Source organism: Thermodesulfovibrio sp. TK110, assembly GCF_054658355.1.
In genome coordinates this window covers 1,530,150-1,553,032 of the sequence record NZ_BAAHNB010000001.1, presented here as the reverse complement: position 1 = coordinate 1,553,032, position 22,883 = coordinate 1,530,150, and the positions used below count along the sequence as shown (strand labels likewise).

26 protein-coding genes are annotated in these 22,883 nt (G+C 35.9%); 8 read left to right on the top strand and 18 right to left on the bottom strand.

What is annotated here, in order from left to right:
- Window positions 1-23 precede the first annotated feature (23 nt).
- The 7 genes from ACYQ3X_RS08210 to ACYQ3X_RS08180 are packed head-to-tail and all read left to right on the top strand — an operon-like array spanning window position 24 to window position 5,179.
- A complete protein-coding gene (locus ACYQ3X_RS08210; protein WP_460181323.1) occupies window positions 24-872 on the top strand; it encodes a M23 family metallopeptidase in 849 nt (282 codons plus the stop codon).
- Window positions 862-1,218 carry a bactofilin family protein gene (locus tag ACYQ3X_RS08205; RefSeq protein WP_460181322.1) on the top strand — a complete coding sequence of 119 codons (357 nt, stop codon included), beginning with the start codon at window positions 862-864 and terminating at the stop codon, window positions 1,216-1,218. Before ACYQ3X_RS08210 ends, ACYQ3X_RS08205 begins: the two co-directional genes overlap by 11 nt.
- Window positions 1,219-1,225: 7 nt before the next feature.
- A complete protein-coding gene (locus ACYQ3X_RS08200; RefSeq protein ID WP_460181321.1) occupies window positions 1,226-1,966 on the top strand; it encodes an aminotransferase class IV in 741 nt (246 codons plus the stop codon).
- The gene (locus ACYQ3X_RS08195) at window positions 1,967-3,028 is read left to right on the top strand and encodes a chorismate-binding protein (RefSeq protein ID WP_460181320.1); all 1,062 of its coding nucleotides are present in this window, start codon (window positions 1,967-1,969) and stop codon (window positions 3,026-3,028) included.
- A complete protein-coding gene (locus ACYQ3X_RS08190) occupies window positions 3,025-3,828 on the top strand; it encodes an ABC transporter substrate-binding protein (protein ID WP_460181319.1) in 804 nt (267 codons plus the stop codon). Before ACYQ3X_RS08195 ends, ACYQ3X_RS08190 begins: the two co-directional genes overlap by 4 nt.
- Complete coding sequence (locus ACYQ3X_RS08185; RefSeq protein ID WP_460181318.1) at window positions 3,825-4,538, top strand: ABC transporter permease; 714 nt, start codon at window positions 3,825-3,827, stop codon at window positions 4,536-4,538. The genes ACYQ3X_RS08190 and ACYQ3X_RS08185 overlap by 4 nt, the downstream gene beginning before the upstream one ends.
- Window positions 4,529-5,179 (top strand): ATP-binding cassette domain-containing protein, encoded by a 651-nt coding sequence (locus ACYQ3X_RS08180; protein ID WP_460181317.1) that lies wholly within the window; start codon window positions 4,529-4,531, stop codon window positions 5,177-5,179. The genes ACYQ3X_RS08185 and ACYQ3X_RS08180 overlap by 10 nt, the downstream gene beginning before the upstream one ends.
- Before the next feature lie 13 nt (window positions 5,180-5,192).
- Here ACYQ3X_RS08180 and ACYQ3X_RS08175 read toward each other — a convergent pair whose 3' ends face one another.
- Window positions 5,193-5,588, bottom strand: a complete 396-nt coding sequence (locus ACYQ3X_RS08175) for a YidH family protein (RefSeq protein WP_460181316.1) — start codon at window positions 5,586-5,588, stop codon at window positions 5,193-5,195.
- A 142-nt stretch (window positions 5,589-5,730) separates the two neighbouring features.
- On the opposite strand from ACYQ3X_RS08175, the gene tatA reads away from it, so the two are divergent.
- Window positions 5,731-5,919 carry a twin-arginine translocase TatA/TatE family subunit gene (gene tatA, locus ACYQ3X_RS08170; protein ID WP_460181315.1) on the top strand — a complete coding sequence of 63 codons (189 nt, stop codon included), beginning with the start codon at window positions 5,731-5,733 and terminating at the stop codon, window positions 5,917-5,919.
- On the opposite strand, the gene ACYQ3X_RS08165 is transcribed toward tatA, so the two are convergent.
- The 17 genes from ACYQ3X_RS08165 to leuD form a co-directional block, all read right to left on the bottom strand.
- Window positions 5,911-6,429 (bottom strand): phosphatase PAP2 family protein, encoded by a 519-nt coding sequence (locus ACYQ3X_RS08165; RefSeq protein WP_460181703.1) that lies wholly within the window; start codon window positions 6,427-6,429, stop codon window positions 5,911-5,913. The two genes, tatA and ACYQ3X_RS08165, sit on opposite strands and share 9 nt — an antisense overlap.
- Window positions 6,430-6,493: 64 nt before the next feature.
- Window positions 6,494-8,032 carry an ArnT family glycosyltransferase gene (locus ACYQ3X_RS08160; protein ID WP_460181314.1) on the bottom strand — a complete coding sequence of 513 codons (1,539 nt, stop codon included), beginning with the start codon at window positions 8,030-8,032 and terminating at the stop codon, window positions 6,494-6,496.
- Window positions 8,025-9,920 (bottom strand): 1,4-alpha-glucan branching protein GlgB, encoded by a 1,896-nt coding sequence (gene glgB, locus ACYQ3X_RS08155; protein ID WP_460181313.1) that lies wholly within the window; start codon window positions 9,918-9,920, stop codon window positions 8,025-8,027. Before glgB ends, ACYQ3X_RS08160 begins: the two co-directional genes overlap by 8 nt.
- Window positions 9,907-11,121 carry a cation:proton antiporter gene (locus tag ACYQ3X_RS08150; protein WP_460181312.1) on the bottom strand — a complete coding sequence of 405 codons (1,215 nt, stop codon included), beginning with the start codon at window positions 11,119-11,121 and terminating at the stop codon, window positions 9,907-9,909. Before ACYQ3X_RS08150 ends, glgB begins: the two co-directional genes overlap by 14 nt.
- 121 nt (window positions 11,122-11,242) lie before the next feature.
- Complete coding sequence (chrA, locus tag ACYQ3X_RS08145) at window positions 11,243-12,382, bottom strand: chromate efflux transporter (RefSeq protein ID WP_460181311.1); 1,140 nt, start codon at window positions 12,380-12,382, stop codon at window positions 11,243-11,245.
- A 10-nt stretch (window positions 12,383-12,392) separates the two neighbouring features.
- Entirely contained in the window at window positions 12,393-12,782 is a 390-nt protein-coding gene (locus tag ACYQ3X_RS08140; RefSeq protein ID WP_460181310.1) for a PIN domain-containing protein, read from the bottom strand.
- On the bottom strand, window positions 12,776-12,994 hold the full coding sequence (locus ACYQ3X_RS08135) for a hypothetical protein (RefSeq protein WP_460181309.1): 219 nt from the start codon (window positions 12,992-12,994) through the stop codon (window positions 12,776-12,778). The genes ACYQ3X_RS08140 and ACYQ3X_RS08135 overlap by 7 nt, the downstream gene beginning before the upstream one ends.
- Before the next feature lie 16 nt (window positions 12,995-13,010).
- The gene (locus ACYQ3X_RS08130) at window positions 13,011-13,754 is read right to left on the bottom strand and encodes a sulfite exporter TauE/SafE family protein (protein ID WP_460181308.1); all 744 of its coding nucleotides are present in this window, start codon (window positions 13,752-13,754) and stop codon (window positions 13,011-13,013) included.
- Window positions 13,751-14,389, bottom strand: coding sequence for an FmdE family protein (locus ACYQ3X_RS08125; protein ID WP_460181307.1), 639 nt, complete (start codon window positions 14,387-14,389; stop codon window positions 13,751-13,753). The genes ACYQ3X_RS08130 and ACYQ3X_RS08125 overlap by 4 nt, the downstream gene beginning before the upstream one ends.
- A gap of 99 nt (window positions 14,390-14,488) precedes the next feature.
- Entirely contained in the window at window positions 14,489-14,761 is a 273-nt protein-coding gene (locus ACYQ3X_RS08120; protein WP_460181306.1) for a MoaD/ThiS family protein, read from the bottom strand.
- Between the two features lie 22 nt (window positions 14,762-14,783).
- Window positions 14,784-16,511: an aldehyde ferredoxin oxidoreductase family protein gene (locus tag ACYQ3X_RS08115; protein WP_460181305.1), complete on the bottom strand. Its 1,728-nt coding sequence runs from the start codon at window positions 16,509-16,511 to the stop codon at window positions 14,784-14,786.
- Between the two features lie 34 nt (window positions 16,512-16,545).
- On the bottom strand, window positions 16,546-17,817 hold the full coding sequence (locus ACYQ3X_RS08110; protein ID WP_460181304.1) for a radical SAM/SPASM family putative metalloenzyme maturase: 1,272 nt from the start codon (window positions 17,815-17,817) through the stop codon (window positions 16,546-16,548).
- Window positions 17,814-19,073 (bottom strand): adenosylhomocysteinase, encoded by a 1,260-nt coding sequence (gene ahcY, locus ACYQ3X_RS08105; protein WP_460181303.1) that lies wholly within the window; start codon window positions 19,071-19,073, stop codon window positions 17,814-17,816. The genes ACYQ3X_RS08110 and ahcY overlap by 4 nt, the downstream gene beginning before the upstream one ends.
- Entirely contained in the window at window positions 19,067-20,227 is a 1,161-nt protein-coding gene (gene metK / locus ACYQ3X_RS08100; protein WP_460181302.1) for a methionine adenosyltransferase, read from the bottom strand. Before metK ends, ahcY begins: the two co-directional genes overlap by 7 nt.
- A gap of 9 nt (window positions 20,228-20,236) precedes the next feature.
- Entirely contained in the window at window positions 20,237-21,256 is a 1,020-nt protein-coding gene (locus ACYQ3X_RS08095; RefSeq protein WP_460181301.1) for an aspartate-semialdehyde dehydrogenase, read from the bottom strand.
- Window positions 21,257-21,286: 30 nt separating this feature from the next.
- Window positions 21,287-22,369, bottom strand: a complete 1,083-nt coding sequence (locus ACYQ3X_RS08090; RefSeq protein WP_460181300.1) for a 3-isopropylmalate dehydrogenase — start codon at window positions 22,367-22,369, stop codon at window positions 21,287-21,289.
- On the bottom strand, window positions 22,366-22,872 hold the full coding sequence (leuD, locus tag ACYQ3X_RS08085; protein WP_460181299.1) for a 3-isopropylmalate dehydratase small subunit: 507 nt from the start codon (window positions 22,870-22,872) through the stop codon (window positions 22,366-22,368). Before leuD ends, ACYQ3X_RS08090 begins: the two co-directional genes overlap by 4 nt.
- Between the last annotated feature and the right edge of the window lie 11 nt (window positions 22,873-22,883).

The window sequence follows — 22,883 nt, the reverse complement described above, 5'->3', positions numbered from 1 at the left end:
CTTAAGTAAGGGAGGTGATGGTTATGGTGTATAAACTGAGAAAAATAATATCAAAAATTTTTTCTCCTGTCACAATTATGTTCATTCCGCATGGCAGAACAAAAATTTATGGATTAAAAGTTCCTTTTTTAATAATTTTTTTATTTATTTTTTCTGCATTTACTTTTAATGTTTATGTTCTATCAATGGCTGTCAACACAATTGAATATTATCGTATGAAGCAGAATGTTTCCTTAATAATGAACGAATTCAATGAACTTAAATCCACAATCATTGCTTTAAAAAATGCTGAAGCCGAATTTAACAGAATTTTTTCATTGAAATCAAAAAAAGAAATTCTTGAATCTGTGAACTTTCATCCTTCTGGCGATATTGAGATAGAAGAGTTAAAAAGAAGTGCTCAGAAAGCTATAGACTCAGTGAGTGAAATAAAAAATTTTTTATTAGAGCAGCATGATATATACAGGTCAACTCCGCTTGGTTGGCCTGTTAAAGGAGAAATAACTTCTCCTTTTGGTAAAAGAGAGCACCCAAAATATGGATATGAATCAATCCATACAGGTGTTGATATTTCTGTGCTTTCTGGTACAGAAGTCAGAGCAACAGCAGACGGAATAGTTGTTTTTTCAGGATATCAGAGAGACAGTGGAAATGTAGTAATGATTAAACATGGTTACGGCTTTACCACTGTTTATGCCCATAATAAACAAAATCTCGTAGATGTAGGACAAAAGGTAAAACGGGGGGACATTATAGCTCTTTCAGGAAATACAGGCTATACCACAGGAGCACATCTTCATTATGAAGTATGGAAAAACAACTCTCCTGTTAATCCTTTGCCTTATTTGAAGGAGGATTCTAATGTTTTTTAAAAAACAACAGAAAATGGAAACAGTTATTGGAGCAGAAACTTTTATTAATGGAGAAATAACATCAAACAGCAGTATAAGAATTGATGGAACAGTGGAAGGTATAGTAAAAGCAGACTGGATTTCAGTTGGTGACTCAGGGAAAATCACAGGAAATATTACATGTAGAGGTATAATAATTGGTGGCAATGTCAATGGAGTTATAAATGCTTCAGAAATAATCACTATAACTCACAAAGGTAGTGTAACAGGCGAAATCTATACCCTTAAGCTTTCTATTGAAGAAGGTGGAAAATTTGAGGGAAAATCCTGCATTCAGCTTTCAACTCTTTTCCCGGAGGAAAAATAACTTTATTGTGAATTACAGAACTCTTTTATTTGGAGAAGGTCTTTTTGAGACAATTCTCTGGCAGGGAGAAACAAAGAAAATTCTCAGGCATTATGAAAGACTTAAAAATTCATCTCAATTTTTTCATATTCCATGCCCTGATTTTGAGAGTTTCTACAGGCTAATTGAAGAAAAAACAGAAGGAAGAAAAAATCTATATGTTAAATTCTGCCTTCTATCAAAGGGAAAGGCTATCTATCATTCATACCCTGAAGGAAGTGAATCTATCGTTATAGTCAGAGATTACAAACCGGATTTAAATCCAAGAAAACTTTTTATATCAAGCATTAAAAGACACAGCAGAAATCCTGTAATTTACCATAAAACAATGAACTATCTGACAAATATCCTTGCAAAAAGAGAAGCCATTTCACAAGGCTTTGATGATGCGATCATGCTTAATGAAAATGATGAGATAACGGAATGTACCTCATCAAATATTTTAGTTGTTAAGGGAGAAAGCCTTCAGACTCCTGCAAAAGAATGTGGACTGCTTTCAGGAACAACACTTCAGATTCTGATTGAAAAAGCAGATGTAAAAGAAGAAAAAATTAAAATAAAAGACATTTACACTGCCAGAGCTGTTTTTATACTAAACAGTCTAACAGCAGCATTGCCTGTGCTTCAGATTATGGATAAAAAATATCCTGTTGATAATGAAATTTTACAATATTTAAATTCCCTTATTGATGAGGAAAACCAACCATAAATGCAACTTGTATTGTCTGGTAACTGGCTTGACAAAAGAGGCTTTTATGAGGCAGAAATTGAAGATATTAAATTTTACAATAGTTTGGATGATATTAAAGAGATTACTCCGCTGAGTTTTGCTTTATTTTCCTATCATCTTGCAAAACAAATCCTTGATTTAAACATTAAAAAGCCTAAATTACCAGCTGTTTTAATAATGAAAATTAAAAAGTTCAAAAAAATCAATCCAAAACTTGAAACAACAAAGCTTATACTGAAAGGAAAAACGCTCAAAGATGATGAATTTAAAGCAGGAGTTTCTAAAATACTTAGCCTTATAGAGGATGGAACAGTTTATCAGATAAATCTGACAAATCGTTTTGATTTTGAACTTCTTGGGGGACCTTTAAGTCTTTTTTTCAATTTTTATAAAAATCAGCCTGTTCCTTATGGATTTTTTCTTGATGTTGGGAATTTTTTCATAATTTCTGGTTCAATGGAACTCTTTTTAGAAAAAATAGGACGGACAATCATAAGTAAGCCAATTAAAGGCACATCTAAATCTCTCAAATTCCTCCAGAACAGTGAAAAAGACAGAGCAGAAAATATCATGATTACAGATATGATGAGAAATGACATTGGCAGAATCTCCCAGATTGGAAGCGTAAGTGTCCCTGAGCTTTTTAAAATAACCAGATACAGAACCCTCTATCAGATGCACTCCACAGTTGAAGGAAAGACTGATAAATCTATAATTGAGATAATAAAACAGACCTTTCCTCCTGCCAGTGTCACAGGTGCACCAAAAAGAAAAGCTGTTGAGATGATTGATATGCTTGAATCTCATAACAGGGAATACTACTGCGGATGTGCTGGAATTATAAGGAATGAAACCGACTTTACTCTATCAGTGCTAATCAGAACTGCAATAGGTTTGAAAAATAATCTTTCCTACTATGCAGGTTGTGGTATTGTCTGGGATTCAGATCCTGAGAGCGAATTAAATGAACTATATTTGAAAGTTGAGGCTTTTTATAATCAACGTTATAATTTAAATAAACATAGAGGGGGTGTGAAATGAAAATTATAGTAGTGATATTTTCATTTTTACTTATGGTAAACACTGCATTAGCTCAGGACAGTGTAATTGTTCTTGCAACAACCACTTCTGTGGAAAACTCAGGATTACTAAGTCATATCCTGCCTGTTTTTGAGAAAAAGACAGGTATCAAGGTCAAGGTTGTTGCAAGGGGAACAGGTGCAGCGATTGAGATGGGTAAAAGAGGTGATGCTGATGCTGTTTTTGTCCATGCAAAGGAGCTTGAACTTGAGGCTGTAAAACAGGGATACTTTGTAAACAGACACGATGTTTGCTACAATGATTTTATTATTGTGGGTCCAAAAAATGATCCTGCAAAAATAAGGGAAGTTAAAAAGGCAGTGGATGCCTTTAAAAGAATTGCTTCTTTAAGGAGCCTTTTTGTTTCAAGAGGTGACAAATCAGGCACTCATGTTAAAGAGTTACAGATATGGCAAAAAGCAGGAATTGAACCAAAAGGACAGAAATGGTATCTTGAAGCAGGGCAGGGAATGGAAAAGACCCTAAGAATTGCAAATGAAAAACAGGCATATACCCTTACTGACAGAGGAACATGGCTTGCAATAAAAGATAGGCTTGATTTAGCAACACTGTTTCAGGGAGACCTTTTTTTATTTAATCAATACGGCGTTATGGCAGTTAACCCTGAAAAACATAAACATGTAAAATATAAAGAGGCAATGCAGTTTGTAAACTGGATAATATCAAAGGAAGGTCAGACTGCTATAGCATCATTTAAGGATAAGTTTGGGAATCAACTTTTTATCCCAAATGCAAAATGAACTTTATCGTAGAGTCCTTTAAGCAGGCATTTTATCTTATTCTGCATCTTGATAAAGAGCTGGTGGAAATAATCTTTCTTTCTCTGAGAGTTTCTCTTACAGCTCTTTTAATAGCAACAATTTTGGGGATACCTTTTGGAGCTTTTCTTGGATTAAAGAATTTTTTAGGAAGGAATGCATTAATAACACTGGTTAATACGTTTATGGGGCTTCCTCCAGTTATTGTAGGATTATTTCTTTATCTAATGCTATCCCGTAGCGGACCACTTGGTTTTTTAAGCCTTCTTTATACTCCCTCTGCAATGATTATTGCCCAGAGCATTCTTGCTTTTCCAATTGTTGCAGCAATTACCCATTCATCAATTGTTAAAGTTGACCCTGCATTGAAACTTGCTGCAAAAACTCTTGGAGCTACTTCCTTTCAGATAGCAGTTACAGTAATAAAAGAGGCAAGATATGGAATAATGGCTGGAGTCTGTGCAGCTCTTGGAAGAGTGATGGCTGAGGTTGGAGCAATACTTATTGTTGGAGGAAATATTGCAGGATATACCAGAGTAATGACAACAACAATCGCTCTTGAAACAGACAAAGGTAACTTTGAGCTTGCAATGGCACTTGGGATAATTCTTCTCTTAATTTCCTTTACAATAAACATTGTTTTATTTTTAATTCAGAAAAAAGGCATAAGGGAGTCAATACAGTGGCTTTAAGCCTCATTATTTCAAATATTCATAAATCTTATAATGGTAAGATGGTTCTTGATGGTATTTCTTTTTCATTTGAAAAAAGCGGAGTATATGTTTTAATGGGACCAAATGGCTCCGGAAAATCAACTTTTTTAAGAATTTGTGCACTCTTAGAAAGCCCTGATAAGGGTGAAATTATATATTCTGATGGAGGGAAAATTATTGAAAATGATTTAAATCTTAGAAGGAGGATTACTCTGGTTTTACCAAACATCGGAGTTTTCAATACAACAGTTTTTAAAAATGTTGCCTATGGCTTAAAAGTAAGAGGAATGAATAGAGAAGAAATAAAGGAACAGGTTGAAAAAGCTCTTGATTTTGTTGGATTGTTACACAAGAAAAATCAAAATGCTCTCAGTCTTTCAAGTGGAGAACTAAAAAGAATGGGGATTGCGCGTGCAATTGTTTTAGAACCAGAGGTTTTATTTCTTGATGAACCAACAGCATCAGTGGATCACGAAAATACTAAAATAATTGAAGAAATTATTGTTCAGTTAAAACAAAGACTTAATTCAATAATTATCATGGCAACCCATGATTCTCAATCAGCAAAAAGAACTGGAGACATCTTTCTTTTTCTTAAAAAAGGAAAACTTACTGCTTGAATGCCATAGTTCCCTAAATACTATGAAGCATGTAAATTATCAAAAAAATTGCAATTGCAAGGAGTGAAATCACTAAAAGTATATCAAGTAACATAGAGGGCTTATAACTATCTTCATCAATCTGTTTTTCCACTTTTTTATATCTTATAAATGCAAGAAAACCCATTACTGCTCCAAGAGCAATAAGGAAGGCTCCAAAAAATGAAGAATATCCTGTGTGTGTTGGCTGAGGCATATCCCTGCCAAGAAAAATGGAGAGTTGCCTTACAAAAAGTGCAAACTTTTCAACAACAAATCCAAATGCCATTATTCCAATACTTGTTCTAATCCATGCAAGAAAAGTTCTTTCATTGGCAAGATGAACTCTTCTGTTACGAACTCTTGGATGAATGCTATTGTTTTCTTCCAATGCTTTAAGAGCTCCTTTTGTTAATTTTATTATCTGAAAGATTTTAAAATCTTTTTCATTAATCGGTCAATAATATTCATCGGAAGATATGGTTGACAAAATTATTATTTTTTTTTTAGATTTAGAAAAAAAAGGAGGTAATATGCTCAGTTATCAGGACATATTTCTTTTTTCAATAATTATAATTGTTCTTTTTGGTTCTTCCAAGCTTCCTGAAATAGGTAAAGGTCTTGGAGAAGCTATTAGAGGCTTTAAAAAAGCTGTCTCAGATGCTGAATCTCGTGATGGGCACAAAGGGACAGAAGAAATTGAAAATAAAAAGCTAAGTTGAACGGTTCTGGTCTGTTTTTACTAAAAATTTAAACAGAACAAATCGTCCAATAATAGCACCCAAAATTGCTCCCGCTAAAACATCAGAAGGAAAGTGTGCAAAATCTTCAATTCTTTCAAATCCAACCCAAACTGCAAAAGCATAAAATAAATACCGATATTTTGGATAATGGTGCGAAAATACTGTGGCAAGCATAAAAGCAAAAGTAGTATGTCCAGAAGGAAATGATGAATACAGATAGTTTAAAGAAGGACCTGCAAAAAATGTATCAAATCCAAGCTTCGGTCTTGCCCTTCCAATAAGATGCTTTATTTGAATAACTATAGAAACAGCTATAATGCCCATAGATAAGGATTTACCAACTTCTTTCTTTTTTAATAAAGTATAGATTGCAAAAACAGCTGTTACTACGATAGCACCTTTATAGACAAAATCCATTATCACATCCAGTCCCTCAAAAAATTGATTAAGATTAACATGATTTCTCTGGAAATGCTTAATAAATAGCATTATATCTTTATCAAAAATGAAAATAAATAACGGAATAAGAAACAGAACAACCAGAAAAAGAATTTTAACCCGGAAATGTAAAAATTGCATAATCTCTGTCCTCCTCTATCAAGTTTAATCCGATACTCTTTAAAAATTCTACATCTTTAACCTGGGATATAACAACTCCTTTTATTTTTCGTTCTGCAATGCTTTCATTTTTAATGCTTTCAATAAGCTCTTTTTCAGAGTCAATCTTAAGTATTTTTCTGTCCGAATAAAAAGGAATACTTGGCTTGTTTATTTTGTATGTAATTAAAATATCATTTTTTTGAAGATTCTGTTTAGCATAGATGCTGTATTTATAAAGCGTTCCCTGCATATATTCATTTATGATAGGCAAGACTTTTATTGAAATAGCTAAAATTAAACTGAAACTCAATCCTGCAAACAATAAAAAGACTCTGTCTTTTTTTAAGAATGCGTAAATGCTTATCACAGCAAATAAACTCATTATTAATATCATTATGTTAAGCCATTTCATATTAAAATAAGGCAGTATAGTAGCTATCTTTACTTTTACAACAATTAAAGAAACTGCAATTAAAATTGAAATAACTGCTGAAAAAATATAGGGAATTCTTGAAAAATTTTTGTTAACTTCAATCATGCCATAGGAATTTAAGATTGAAAAAGCAGCAACAGCAGGTAAAATATAGTTTGGAAGCTTTGTTGTTGAAAAAGAAAAAAATAAAAAAATAAATCCAGCCCAGACAAAAGAAAACTGTATAAGAGCATCTCTTTTAAAATCTTTAAAAGCCTTTGCAATAAAAGAGATCCATGGAAACAATCCGATTATTAATACAGGTATAAAAAAATAAATCGGACCTCTGTGTCCTGAGATCACTCCTGTATATCGCATAAAATGATGCTTTATGAAAAACTGCTCAATAAATTCTCTACCATTTATTAGTATTTGAGCAACATACCATGGTATTGATATTAAAAGAAAAAGCAAAATTGCCCAGAAGTTATAAAGCGTCTTTAATTCTTTAAAGCCCTTTTTAATGCATAAATAAACTGAAGCTATACCAAATGGAAACACTATACCAACTAATCCTTTTGTAAGAAAAGCAAAGGCTGAAAAAATATAAAAGCCATAGATAAACTTTTTATTTTTTTCTTCTGATATGTAAAAGCAGATAAGGCTAACGCTTATAAATAAACTTAATGCCATATCTGTCACAGCAGCATGGGTATAAATGAAGTAATACAAAGAAAAAGCAAATGATAAAACAGTGTAAAAAGCCTGTTTCTCATCTTTCAGGTTTTTAATAAAAAAATAAAGAACAGCACATAAAATCAAGCCTGATAATGCTGAAGGAAATCTGGCAGCAAACTCATTAACTCCAAATATCTTAAATGAAAAAGCCATCAGCCAGTAAAAAAGAATGGGCTTGTCATATCTTGGCTCACCATTATATGTGGGAGTTATCCAGTCTCCGCTTTGAATCATTTCTTTTGTTGACTGTGCAAACACTGCTTCATCAACATCAAAAAGCTTTACAGAACCAAGTCTGAATAGGGATATAAATATAATGATTGCAAAAACAATTTTATTCATTTTCCCTTTTTAGAAATAAAACTCCCAGAGGAGGCAAGGTTAAATTTAAAGAATAAGGTCTTCCATGCATAGGTATATCTTCTGAGAACACTCCATCCATATTTCCGCAATTACTTCCTCCGTAAAACTCTGAATCAGTATTCAAAATCTCTCTCCAGTAGCCTTTAAAGGGTACTCCTGTTCTATAATTCAATCTTGGAACAGGCGTAAAATTGCAGACAATCAAAATCATCTCATCTCTTGCTTTTCTCAAAAAACTTATTATACTCTGCTCTGCATCGCTAAAATCAATCCATTCAAAACCTGATGGATCAAACTCAAACTCATAAAGGGCTGGCTCATTTCTGTAAAGATTGTTCAAATCTTTTATCAATCTTTGAATGCCCTGATGCTGGGGAAATTCAAGAAGATGCCAGTCAAGGCTTTTTTCATGATACCACTCATCCCATTGCCCAAACTCTCCTCCCATAAAAATAAGTTTTTTACCTGGATGAGCATACATATATCCAAAAAGAAGCCGCAGATTAGCAAACTTTTGCCAGCTGTCTCCAGGCATTTTATTTAAAAGAGAACCCTTACCATAAACAACCTCATCATGACTGAGCGGAAGAACGAAGTTCTCAGAAAAAGCGTACCAGATGCTGAAAGTAAGCTGTCCATGATGATATTTTCTGTATATGGGATCTTTTGAAAAATAATTAAGTGTATCATGCATCCATCCCATATTCCACTTCATCCCGAATCCGAGTCCACCAATATAGGTAGGACGGGTAACAAGAGGCCATGCCGTTGATTCTTCAGCAATTGTTTGAGTATCAGGATATTTTTCATAAACTGTTTCATTGAGTCTTCTTATAAATTCTATTGCCTCTAAATTTTCCTTGCCTCCATATTTATTTGGAATCCATTCTCCGTGCTGTCTTCCATAATCAAGATAAAGCATAGAAGCAACAGCATCCACTCTTAATCCGTCAATGTGATATTTTTCGAGCCAGAATATTGCTGAGCTTATAAGAAAGTTTCTAACCTCATTTCTTCCATGATTGAAAATATAGCTGTGCCAGTGAGGATGATATCCTTTTTTTGGATCCTGATGCTCATAAAGATAGGTTCCATCAAAAAAGCTGAGTCCGTGTCCATCATCGGGAAAATGAGATGGAACCCAGTCAAGAATTACTCCGATTTCATGCTGATGAAGCTTATCAATCAAATACATAAACTCCTGGGGAGTGCCATATCTACTTGTGGGTGCAAAATATCCAATTGTTTGATACCCCCATGAACCATAAAAGGGATGCTCCATAACAGGTAAAAATTCCACATGGGTAAATCCTAATTCCTTTACATATTTTGGTAACCATTCAGCAAGTTCTCTGTATGTAAGAAATCTATTTCCATCACCTCGTCTCCATGAACCAATATGAACCTCATATATGGATATAGGTGAATAAAGAGAGTTTCTGCGAGTCCTGTTTTGCATCCATTTTTCATCATTCCATTGATATTCTAAATCCCAAACTATTGATGCAGTTAGTGGAGGTGTTTCCCATAAAAAAGCATAAGGATCTCCTTTTTCCAGATGATAACCGTATCTGGATATGATATAGTATTTATACTTTGAGCCTTTACCAACTTGAGGGATAAAACCCTCCCATATACCAGAGCTATCCCATCTTACTGAAAGAGGATGTAATGGTTTCCATCCATTAAAATCTCCTATAACATAGACTTGCTCTGCATTCGGTGCCCAAACAGCAAAATATGTTCCTTTCTGTCCATCAACCTCAATGATATGAGAGCCAAGCTTGTCATAGAGATTGAAATGATTCCCTTCTTTAAAAAGATAAATATCAAAATCAGTAAAAAGACTTACATCATACCTTACCATCAGAGTCTCCCCTTTCTTCTTTTAATAGAGTTTTTAACACAACAGGAGCAATCAAAGTGGTAAGGGCAACTACAAATATTATAACTGCATAAAGGGTGCTGTCATAAATTCCGCTTAATCTTCCAAATTCAGCAAAAATAAGACCTACCTCACCTCTGGGAAGCATGGCAAAGCCAACGCTTAATTTTTCTTTTTTTGTTCCTTTGACAAATAACCCGGCTAATAATTTAGTTGTAAGAGCAACTATAAAAAGGACAGCACTTAAAACCCAGAAATTGGGAGACTGAAAATCAATTGCTTTCAAATTAATTTGCAATCCCACATAAACAAAGAATATGGGAGTAAAAAGCCAAATTAATGGATTGAGAGATTCCTCAATTTTATGGATAATCTCTCTGTCTGCCTGAAAAGCTGCAGCAAAGGGAATGGTGAACCTTCTTGAAAAGGCAATCCCTGCAGTAAAAGCACCCAGTATTTCAGGTGAGCCTATTTCATGTGCAGCAAAGGCAAACAGCAGAATTATGGCAACCACAACAGGAGGAACAAAATCAAGGGTATTAAGCTTTTTTGCAATAAAGCTTACGAAATAGGCAAAAAGTTTTCCTATTATCGGTGCAAAGAGAAAGAATGTTCCAATATATAGTATTAGAAGCAATGTAGCATTTACATTTATTTCCTGAGTTTTTGAAAACTCAAACAGTGCTGCGAGCACAACAACACCAAATATATCATCCAGCACTGCTGCACCAAGCACAATCTGAGCAAAGCGTTCTTTCATTTTACCTAAATCTTCAAGTGCTCTTACAGTAATGCCAATGCTTGTGGCAGTAAGAGTCCCTCCAATAAAAAGAGAAGTCATAAATGGGAAATTAAAAATGTAATAGGAAACAAGAAATCCTGTAATCATAGGAGCTAATGCTCCAGTAATTGCAACAGCTGCAGCAGACAAACCGACCTGTTTTAATTGCTTTAAATCAGCCTCAAGCCCTATATGAAAAAGCAAAAGTATTATTCCAAGTTCTGCAAGCAGGCGAAAAACATCACTCAGAGGAATTACTCCAAGAACACTCTGTCCAAGAAGCACTCCTACAAATATCTCACCAATAACAGAAGGAATGCCAAATTTTGCAAAAATGTCTCCTGTAAGCCTTGCAAAAAACAGCAAAACTGCCAGATAAAGAAAAATAAGATGAATCTCCATTAAATATTGTAACATGGTAGCGTAAAATTTTTATGTGTAAAATTGGCAGAGAATAAAGGAAGGAAACAATTCTATTATAACCGCCACTATTACAGGACAACGAATTTTTATTTAACAGTTTTTATTGAAAAATGAAAATAGAAAAAACTCCTGCGATGACTACCACATAAAAGATACTGATTTTTCTTAAGAGGCAGTAAAAACTTATTAAAACCATAAATAGTTTTATCCAGTCCCAAGTCACTAAACTTGCAAACTTAATTGTGGCAAAAAGTAAAAGTCCTGCAAAGGATGCTAAAAGCCCTCTTTTTGCCCTGATAAATACCTTTGAATTCTTTATTTTTTCACTTAGTTCTGAGGCAAAAGCCATAATTAAAAAGGATGGAGTAAAAACCGCTATTGTTGATACAAATGCTCCAGCCAGACCTTTCAATAAATATCCAACAAATGTTGCGGTTATTACAATTGGTCCAGGGGTTACCTGTCCCAGAGCTATCCCATCCATAAATGTTTTACTATCAAGCCATTGTAGCCTATGTACAACTTCATGCAGCATCAATGGTAAAGATGCGTATCCACCTCCAAAGGCAAAAAGGTCTATTTTCATCATAATCAAAGCAATTCTTAAAAGGGTTTTATCAAAGAAAAAAAGGAAAGTTATCCCTGCAATTATAATCAAAATCAGGATGCCAATACCTTTGAAATTTAATCCCTTTGAATTTTTGCTGAAAGGAGTTGCTCTGTGATTAAAGATCAACTGAGAAAGCAGAAAACAGGCTATGATTATCAAAAATGGATTGATTTTTAAGAAAAAAAGTAAAAATGAGAAAAAAGCTACCGCTATTTCACCAATTGATTTAATAATGGGTTTTGTAAAGCTTAATGTGGCATTGGCAACTATTGCCACAACAATCACCTGTAGTCCTGTAAAAATTGCTATTACCTGCGAAACCGAATGAGTCTTTTCGTATAGTGCTGAAAGAATAAGCATAAATATGAATGCAGGTAATCCAAATCCTGTAAAGCTTGCAATGCCGCCAATTATCCCTCTTGTCTTTAATCCCACATAAGCAGTAACCTGCATTGCCGTTGCACCGGGAATTGCCTGAGCAAGTGCAACTCCTTCCTGAAATGTTTTTTCATCAAGCCACTTCTTCTTCTGAACAGCAAGCTCCTTAATGTAGGCAACCATAGCAGGACCACCAAATGCAGTAAGTCCAAGCTTGAGGAAAGAGAAAAACAGGGCTGTTATTTTAATCATAGCTCAGAAACTACATGAGTTCAATGTTTAGATTTTCAACAAACTTGAAATGATTATCTCTGGTTGCTAAACTCAAATTATACTGTTTGGCAATTGCAGCAATCCATATATCATTTTCTGGAATTGGGTGTCCTTTTTCTTTTAAAGTTCTCTTGATTTCCCCATAGAATTTAGCAGTCATAGAATCACAATATAGAACAGTATTAGACTGCAAAAATTTTTCCAGTACCGAAATATTTTTCTTTGCTCTTTTTGATTTTAAAAAGCCAAAGTACAGTTCTCCAACTGCAATAACAGGAATAAATATTTCATTTGATTTCTCCAGGAATTTACAGATGTTTTCATCACCAGCAAAAAGAGCGATTATTATATTTGTATCCAGTAAAAATTTTTTTACCATTCAACGAGATTTATCCTCTCGCATTCCTCTTCTATAAATTGTGAAATTAATTTTAAATCATCATCAGAAATAGAATTTTTAAAAGACAAAAGCGTTTTACCATCTATGCCTTTAGGAATAAGGGCTTTCACAAAATCAAGAATTTTTAACTGAATTTCTAATGGGAGAGTCTCAATTGTATTGATTAATTCTTCTTTTATTGCAGTTGTCATTTAAATCACCCTCTTTTTATTTTAGCAAATCCCATATCATTTTTGCTGCTATGATATATAATACTATACCAATAACTTTTTTTACCTGCGGAGCAGAAAGCCTTTTTCTCATAAGATAATTTCCTAAAACAGCACCAGCAATTGAACCAATGGCACATAAAACCAGTAAGTTGAAGTCAATGTTTCCAAGTGAAATGTGCCCTAAAAATCCTGAAAAAGATGAAAAAATAACTATGAAAGATGTTGTTGCAGAGGCTTTTTTAGGGTCAAAGCCAAGCCATACTAATGCAGGAACAATCAGATTTCCTCCACCAACGCCTAAAAGTCCTCCAACATAACCTGCAAATCCACCAACTCCCACTCCATAGGTGATCAATTTCTTGTGATCTGAAACCTCTCTTTTCTTGGGTTTATACCATAGCATCATTGAGCCTGCAAAGATAAGAAATCCAACAAAAAGCCATAAAAGAAGAGTTCTTGAAAGATGTTCTGCTGTAATCGCACCAAGAGGAGATAAAATAGAGGCAAAGATTAAAATTGGCAGAGCTGTTTTGTAAACAATTAGCCCTGCTCTGGCATTATAAAAAGAAGCAACAGCCATGGCAATGCTGTTTAGTAACAAAGCAGTTGACATGGCTGTAAGAAGAGGAACTCCAAGAGCAACAAATACTGGAATCAGAATAAAGGCAGCTCCAACTCCTGCTATTGTCAGCACTGTTGTAAAGATAAAAGTGACCAAAAATGCTATGAGATAGGTCATTTTTCAAAACCCTCTTCATATCCTGAACAGTCTATGCATACCTTTTTAAGCTCTCCAACCTCGCAAGCCTGTCCTGAACCAATAAGCCTGAGGTAGGGTCTTGCCACCATCTCTCCACATATATCACAGATAGCCATTCCCATAACTTCTGTTGGTGGCTCAAAATGGGAGTCTTCTACCTTTCCAACTAAAAGCACTTCTTCTACTGGAGAGTTAAGCACAAGATTTACAACTTCCATAACTTCTTCAGGAGAAATCTCTGTTGGAGGAACTCCTGCTGCTCTTTTCTTCATAAAACTTGAGTTTGCAATCTTGTCCCTTATTTTTGGATTAAAGCAAAGCCTTATCTGTTTTCCCTGCTCGGGATCAATCAGTGTAAAAGCAAGTTTGCCTCTTGGTTTTTTAATGAGATTGCCCTTGCCTGCTGTACAGCCTGTGGCAAATTGAACTCCATCTCCAAAACATCCTGCTGCATGATTGTATCCTGTTTCAAGAATTACAAAAAGCTCCTTCACATTTGAACGCTTCACTCCGAGTTTTTCTAATGCAAGAAGTCCAGCTCTTAACCCCAGTGCAGAAGCCCAGCATCTGTGCCCATGAAAATCAAACATTTTGTTTAACAATTCTCTGTCCATAACAAAACCTCCTTTGTTTAATTTACTTAAATGGAGTTTAAAAATTTTAAAGAGATTTTGTCAAGAACAAATAAAAAATTTTTATTATGAAAAGGATTTTCAATTTAACGCTCCGCCTGCTATTGGAGGGAAAAGACTTAATTCATCTCCATCTTTAAGTTTTATGCTCAGGTCATGAATAATCACTCCATTGAGAACAATTATAAAAGGTTTTTTATTTAACGAAAGCTCTTCAAGCAGCTTAGCAACAGAAATCTCTGATGGAAATTCTACAATAGGATCCCCTTCTTTATTCTTTGGAAATTCTTTTGCTGATGTTATTCCTCCAAATAGTTTTACAGTGACTTTCATAACAGGTACTGGAGCCCGCATGAAAGCAGGCTCCAGATTTATTTTACCAGTTAAAAAGCTGATCAAGTTCTTCGTCTTTTACCTGGAAAACAACGTTATGTGGTGGAATCGGCTCTTTGTAAAAGAATCTTGGGAGTCTATCATGCTGTTTTGTAAATCCTGCACGGGTATTAAAATCTCTTTCAAATTTAAGAACTTTTTTACCATACTCAACAACATCTTTATCAGTCATGTTCCATCCATAAAAGGCATTGAGCATGTCAAGCAAAGCCTGATTTGTCTCTGGCTGATCAAGCAGGGCAAAGGCAATAAACAGACACATTCCTGTTGAATCTATGAAAGCTGTTGCAATCTGAAGATTACGGGATAGGTCAACCTGTCCTTCGGGTTTAAGAGGGTCAACAAATCCACCAGTTTTCAAGACATTAAGTGCGATAGAATATCCTGCTGTGTGATCAGCACCCATTGGGCTTGTTGCATAGGTAACGCCTATGCCTTGCACTGCTCTTGGATCATAGGCAGGAAGTGCCTGCCCTTTAACAACAGGAACTCTTTCAACTCCAAAAGCTCTGCCAGTGAAGGCTGCACCATTTCCAATTATTCTTCCAAGTGGCGTACCTTTTCCTACTTCATGTAAAAGATTTATTGCTCCGTCAGCATCACCCCATTTAAGAAGCCCTGCTTCCATTGCAACTGCAATTGTTGCACCCATCTCAATTGTATCCAGTCCATAGTTGTCACAGAGAAAATCCATCATTGCTATTTTATCTATGTCATCCACTCCGCAATTACCACCTAGTGCCCATACTGTTTCATACTCTGGCTGTTTTGTAAGATAATGTCCATCTTTGTCATGATAAATTCCTGAACAGCGAATCACACATCCACGGTGACATCCATGCGTTGGATTTCCACCTCTTTGTTTTTCAAGCTCTGCCTCAACCTCACCACTTATCTTTCTTGCTCCTGCAAAACGTCCTTCTTTAAAGTTGTATGTTGGATATGCGCCGACTTCGTTTATTATGTTTGTTAATACATTTGTTCCATAAGCAGGAAGTCCCTGACCTGTAACAGGATGTTTCTGAAGCCCTGCTACAAAGCGTTTGTTAGCATCCTTAAATGCATCTGCATTCTTTGGCTGTCTTGGTGTTGTTCCTGTATCATCAAGAACAATTACCTTCACTCCCTTTGAGCCCATTACAGCTCCAACACCGCCTCTTCCAGCATGTCTGGTTGGTCTTAGTTCCATATCTGTTATGGCAACTGAAGCTCCTGAAAGTTTCATCTCACCTGCAGGACCAATACTTACGCAGGCAATTTTCTCTCCGTATTCCTTTTTCATCTTTTCAATAAGATCATAGTTAGGAAGCATCTTAAGGGAGTTGTCTTTTTCAATCCTGACTTCATCTTTATTAATGTAAATTTTATAGGTATCGTTTCCTTCAGGTTTTCCCTCAAGAACAATTGCTGCAATGCCAAGTCTTCCAAGAACCTGTCCAGCCTGTCCACCTGCATTTGCCTCTTTAATTCCGCCTGTAAGCGGACTTTTACATCCTACAGAGGTTCTTCCAGACATGGCAGCTGCTGTTCCACCAAGAAGTCCACAGGCAATTACAAGCTTATTGTCAGCACTTAATGGATGACACAGTGGGTCAACTTCCTTTGAAATAATTGCAGAGGTAAGAGCTCTTCCACCAAGTCCTTCATAATCACCCAATTCCTCAAACTTTGCAGTGGGATTTCCAGCCATGTTAATTCTTAAAATCTTCATGCTACACCTCCCTGGTTTTAAAATTTTTGTTCAATTATATCATACAGTAAAACAATCCGCCACACCACAGGCATGCTCCACAGGGAACAGTGTTTGTGTAGCAGTCATAAAGAAATTCTTCAAATTCCATAAGGTCACAGAGGGCAAAGTTGCAGTCATAGCAGTAGGGGAAATCATATTTTAAAACAGATTCAATAAATTGACGATATGAAGGAGAATTAAAAATCTCTATAGGTTCCTTTTCTATTACATTTCCAAAGCTCCATCTTTTAACTGCCTTTTTCAAGCCACCAATGTAACATGTAAAACTGTGCCATAAAAAGTAACATGGCGAGACTTCTCCATCAACTCCAACATACATGCATTTTTCTTCAAGAAAATCACATTTTCTAAGTGATGCTGGATTTGTTCCTGGAATCTGAAAGAAAATATTCATTTTTCTGCATAGATGTTCTACCTCTTCAAGCACTGCTCTGACAGTATTGATTAACTCATCATTTCTGGCTATAAGATTCTGCATGTGAAGAGTAAGTCCCTTTGCCGCAGCTTCGTCATACATAGCTTTAAAAAGTTTCATTGGCTCGTTTTCATCCGGGAAAAATTCTGGCAGGGCTTTCTTTTTCATAAGTTCAAGCCAGTCATTTATTGTATATCCTGCGCTTTCAAGGTAACTAACCCACTTCTTGAATATTTTTACTGCTTCTACATTGTTCGTTTCATAGGCAACTTTCTTTGAATTTTCAGGAGAGTAAGGAATAAGATGCGAAAGAATTACGAAATCAATTCTGTATTTTAAAGACTCTTTTACTGTAGGAACAATCTGATCAAGGTTATCAGTAGTTATTACAATCTCTATCCCGCTTTTAAGATTCTTTGCTCCATTTGATTTTGCCCGGGCAATAACTTCAAGGGCTTTTTCTCCAAATTCTGGAATATGGAGTCCTCTAAGAGGCACAAGGCTATCAATAGAAACAAAGACTCTATTCAAACCTGCCTTAATAAGCTCTTTTAATTTTTCATCACTTAAAAATACTCCATTGGTTTGAAACCCGATAAAAGAATTCTCAGGCATATAATTTTTTGCAAAGGCAATAAATTTTTCAATGTCTGGATGTAAAAGAGGCTCTCCAATTCCATTTAACACAAGACTTTTTAAATGAGGGAAGACTGTTTTAAGTTTTTTAAAGATCTCAAAATCCATATCAGTGTCAGGCTGGTGATAATTGGGACTTTGCTTGGGGCAGATTTCACAATTAAGATTACATTTTGTCGTAATTTCTACAGATAGTCTTTCAGGAAAATTCATGTGCCCATCTGCCAGCTGTGTAAATAGTTATACTGCTCTTTAGTCAGAGTATCAATCTCTATACCCATAGATTCAAGTTTTAATCTGGCAATCTCTCTGTCAATCTCTTCAGGAACAGGATACACCTTTTTTTCAAGTTTTTTTGCATTTTTATAGATATATTCAGCAGAAAGAGCCTGATTTGCAAAGCTCATGTCCATAACTGCTGCGGGATGTCCTTCTGCAGCAGATAGGTTTACCAGACGACCCTGCGCAAGAAGATAAATTCTTTTTCCATTCTTGAGAGTGTACTCTTCAACGAAATCTCTTACTGTTCTTTTTGATTTTGAAATTTTTTCAAGGCTTTCAATGTTTATCTCCACATTAAAATGTCCTGTATTTGCTATTATTGCACCTTCTTTCATTTTAAGAAAATGTTTATCTGTAAGCACATTAATGTTCCCCGTTACAGTTACAAAAATATCTCCTGATTTTGCTGCTTCCAGAGCAGGCATTACATCAAATCCATCCATAACTGCTTCAAGTGCTTTAAGGGGATCAACCTCTGTAACAATTACCCTTGCACCCATTCCCTTTGCTCTCATTGCAACTCCTCTACCACACCATCCGTAACCACAGACTACAAATATGCTTCCAGCAAGAAGTCTGTTTGTTGCCCTGAGAATTCCATCTATGGTGCTTTGCCCTGTTCCATAGCGGTTATCAAAAAGATGCTTTGTATATGCATCATTTACAGCAATTACAGGATAGTTTAGAGCTTTGTCATCTGCCATTGCTCTCAGGCGAATTACTCCTGTAGTTGTTTCCTCTGTTCCTCCAAGCACATTTTTAAGAAGCTCTCTTTTTTCCTTATGAAGCGTTGATATTAAGTCTGCTCCATCATCCATTGTTATATGTGGGTTCAGCTCAAGAACTTGATAAATGTGTTTATAATATGTGTCTCTATCTTCACCTTTAATTGCAAAAACAGGGATTTTGTAGAATTTAACAAGTGCAGCTGCTACATCATCCTGGGTGCTTAATGGATTTGATGCACATAGGGCGATTTCTGCTCCCGCTTCTTTAAGGGTTATCATTAAATTGGCTGTTTCTGTGGTTACATGCAGACATGCTGCAATTTTTGCTCCTTTAAGTGGTTTTTGTTTTTTAAATCTCTCTCTTATCATCCTTAAAACAGGCATGTCCATCTCTGCCCATTCAATTCTAAGTTTGCCTTTTTGAGCAAGTTTTATATCCTTTATGTGGTGCTTTAACAAAGCTCTGCCTCCTTTCTGAGTGTTTCTGCCATGTCAGTCTGTTCCCATGTAAAATCAGGATCAAGTCTTCCAAAGTGACCATAGGCAGCGGTTTTTTTGTATATTGGTCTGCGAAGTTTAAGTTTTTCAATAATTCCCTTTGGTGTTAAATCAAAGACTTTCTTTACTATTTCCTCTATTTTGATGTCTTCAATTTTACCTGTTCCAAATGTATTGACATAAACTGATACAGGCTCAGGAACACCAATTACATAGGCAATCTGAATCTCCACCCTTGAGCACAATCCTGCAGCAACAAGATTTTTTGCGATGTATCTTGCCATATATGAACCTGACCGGTCTACTTTTGTAGGATCTTTACCTGAAAAACATCCTCCACCATGTCTTGCAACTCCTCCATAGGTATCAACTATTATTTTTCTTCCTGTAAGTCCTGTATCACCCATTGGACCACCAATTACAAATCTGCCTGTGGGATTTATAAAATACTGAACTGCCTCTTCATCAAGCAGTTCCTTTGGTATAACAGGTTTTATAACCTTTTCAACTATATCTTCTCTTAATTCTCTCAGAGTGATGTCTGGTGCATGCTGGGCTGAAACAACCACACTGCGAACCTGATAGGGTTTACCATCTCTATATTCTACTGTAACCTGAGTTTTTCCATCAGGTCTTAAGTATGTAAGAATATCTTTTTTTCTCACCTCAGCAAGCTTCATTGCAAGCTTATGGGCAAGCATTATCGGCATTGGCATAAGTTCTTCTGTTTCATTGCAGGCAAATCCAAACATAAGTCCCTGGTCTCCTGCCCCACCAGGATCAACTCCCATGGCAATATCAGGAGATTGTTCATGAATTGATGTGATAACAGCGCAGGTTTCATAGTCAAATCCATATTTTGCACGGGTATAACCAATTTCTTTTACTGTCTCTCTTATTACTGAAGGGATATCAACATAACATTCTGTTGTAATCTCTCCTGCAACCATTACAAGTCCAGTGGTAACCAGAGTCTCGCAGGCAACCCTTGAATAAGGGTCTTTTGCAATCATTGCATCAAGTATAGCATCGGAAATCTGGTCAGCCACTTTATCTGGATGCCCTTCTGTTACTGATTCTGATGTGAAAATATAATCCTTCCTGTCTCCTAACATTTTCTCCTCCTAAAGCATCTTTATTAATTCTTCTGCAATCTGAACAGCATTCAGTGCCGCACCTTTTCTGAGGTTGTCTGATACAATCCACATATTTATTCCATTTTCAATGGATTCATCCTCACGAATTCTTCCAACAAAGACTTCATCTCTGCCTGATGCATAGATTGGCAGAGGATATTCATTTTTCTCAGGATTGTCTATGACGACCACACCTGGTGCTTTGCTAAGAAGTTCTCTTACCTGTTGTGCTGTGATTTTCTTTTCAGTTTCTATATTTACGCTTTCACTATGCCCTCTAAATACAGGTACCCTTACTGTTGTTGCAGTAACTCTTATTGAAGGGTCTCCCATAATCTTTTTTGTTTCATTAACCATTTTCATCTCTTCCTTTGTATAGCCATTTTCAAGGAATTTATCTATGTGGGGTAAAACATTAAAGGCAATCTGGTGAGGATAAACCTTTATCTCTATATCTTTAAAATTAAGTAAAGCCACTGTTTGCTGAAGCAGCTCATCCATTGCTTTTTTACCTGTTCCTGATACTGCCTGAAAGGTTGTAACCACCACTCTTTTAATCTTTGCTACATCATGAATTGGCTTTAATGCAACCACCATCTGAATGGTGGAACAGTTGGGATTGGCAATAATTCCTTTATGCCATTTTAAATCATTGGGATTTACTTCAGGAACAACAAGAGGAACTTGAGGATCCATTCTCCACTGACTTGAGTTGTCAATAACTACACAACCGCTTTTAACTGCTATTGGTGCCCAAATCTTAGATCTTTCTGCACCTGCTGAAAAAAGAGCTATATCTATACCCTTAAAGGAGTCCTCTTTTAAAGTCTCTACTGCAATTTCCTGTCCTTTAAAGTTAAGTCTCACTCCCTCACTTCTTTCTGAAGCAAAAAGTCTGAGAGTTTCAACAGGAAAATCTCTTTCCTCTAAGACTGCTATCATCTCATTTCCAACAGCACCTGTTGCTCCAACCACTGCTACCACATATTTTTCTTTCTTTTTAAGCATTTTTATCCCTCCTAAAACCCTCCGGGTTATTCAAAGTTCAAAGTTCAATGGTAGTTCTGTTACATATTTTGCAACCAGATCACCAACTTCTGTTGTTGTATATCCCATCTTACCAGCTGCAAGACTTTTAAGATGCTTGCTTGTTACTTCAATAACTGCTTGTTCAATTAATCTGGAAGCGTTCTCCTCACCAAGATATTCAAGCATCATTCCTCCAGCGCATATGGCAGCAAGAGGATTTATTACATTTTTGCCTGTATATTTTGGTGCAGAGCCTCCAATTGGCTCAAACATTGACACACCTTCTGGATTTATGTTCCCACCAGCAGCTATTCCCATACCTCCCTGAATCATTGCACCAAGGTCAGTGATTATGTCTCCAAACATGTTATCAGTAACAATAACATCAAACCATTCAGGATTTTTCACAAACCACATTGTTATAGCATCCACATGGGCATAATCTGTTGTGATGTCCGGGTATTCCTTTGCCACTTCATAAAAAGTTCTTTCCCACAAATCAAAGGCAAAGGTTAAAACATTTGTTTTTCCACATAAAGTAAGTTTCTTCTTTTTATTTCTTTTTTTACAGTATTCAAAGGCAAACCTTATGCATCTTTCAACACCTTTACGGGTGTTTATTGAAACCTGAATTGCCACTTCATCGGGTGTGCCCTTTTTAAGAAATCCACCAGAACCTGTATATAAACCTTCAGTGTTTTCCCTCACAACAACAAAATCTATGTCTTCAGGTTTTTTATCTTTAAGGGGGCAATCAACTCCTGGATAAAGCTTTACAGGACGCAAATTTACATACTGGTCAAGCTCAAATCTGAGTCTCAAAAGAATTCCTTTTTCAAGAATCCCTGGTTTAACCTGAGGGTGACCAATTGCACCAAGATATATGGCATTAAATTTTTTTAATTCTTCAATTGCACCATCTGGAAGAGTCTCACTAGTACGAAGGTATCTTTCACCGCCAAAATCGTAGTAGGTGTAGTCAAGTTTAAATCCTATCCGACTGCTTACTGCATCAAGAACTTTTACTCCTTCACGGATAACTTCAGGTCCTGTACCATCTCCCGGGATTACAGCAATTCTGTAATTTTTCATTTTATGCCCTCCATTGTTAATCTCTTTTTTGTCCATTCAACAAGCCCACCTGCTTTAATTAATTCCTGCATGAATGAAGGAATAGGCTTGGTTCTGTATTTTTTTCCCTTTGTTAAATTAACAATCTCACCACTATCCATATCAATCTCTATTTCATCTCCTTCGCTTGATTCATCAATGAGTTCAGGGACTTCAAAGATTGGAAGTCCGATATTGAAGGCATTTCTAAAAAAAATCCTCGCAAAGCTTTTTGCAACAACTGCCTGAATTCCAGCTGCCTTAATTGCAATTGGAGCATGTTCACGGGATGAGCCACACCCGAAATTTTTCCCTGCAATTATTATATCTCCTTGTTTAACTTTTGATGGAAACTCCTTATCAGCATCCTCCATAACATGCTTTGCAAGCTCTTTCGGATCAGATGTATTAAGGTATCTGGCAGGAATAATCGCATCTGTGTCAATGTTGTCACCAAATTTCCAGATTCTTCCTCTTATTTTCATAAGCATCTCCT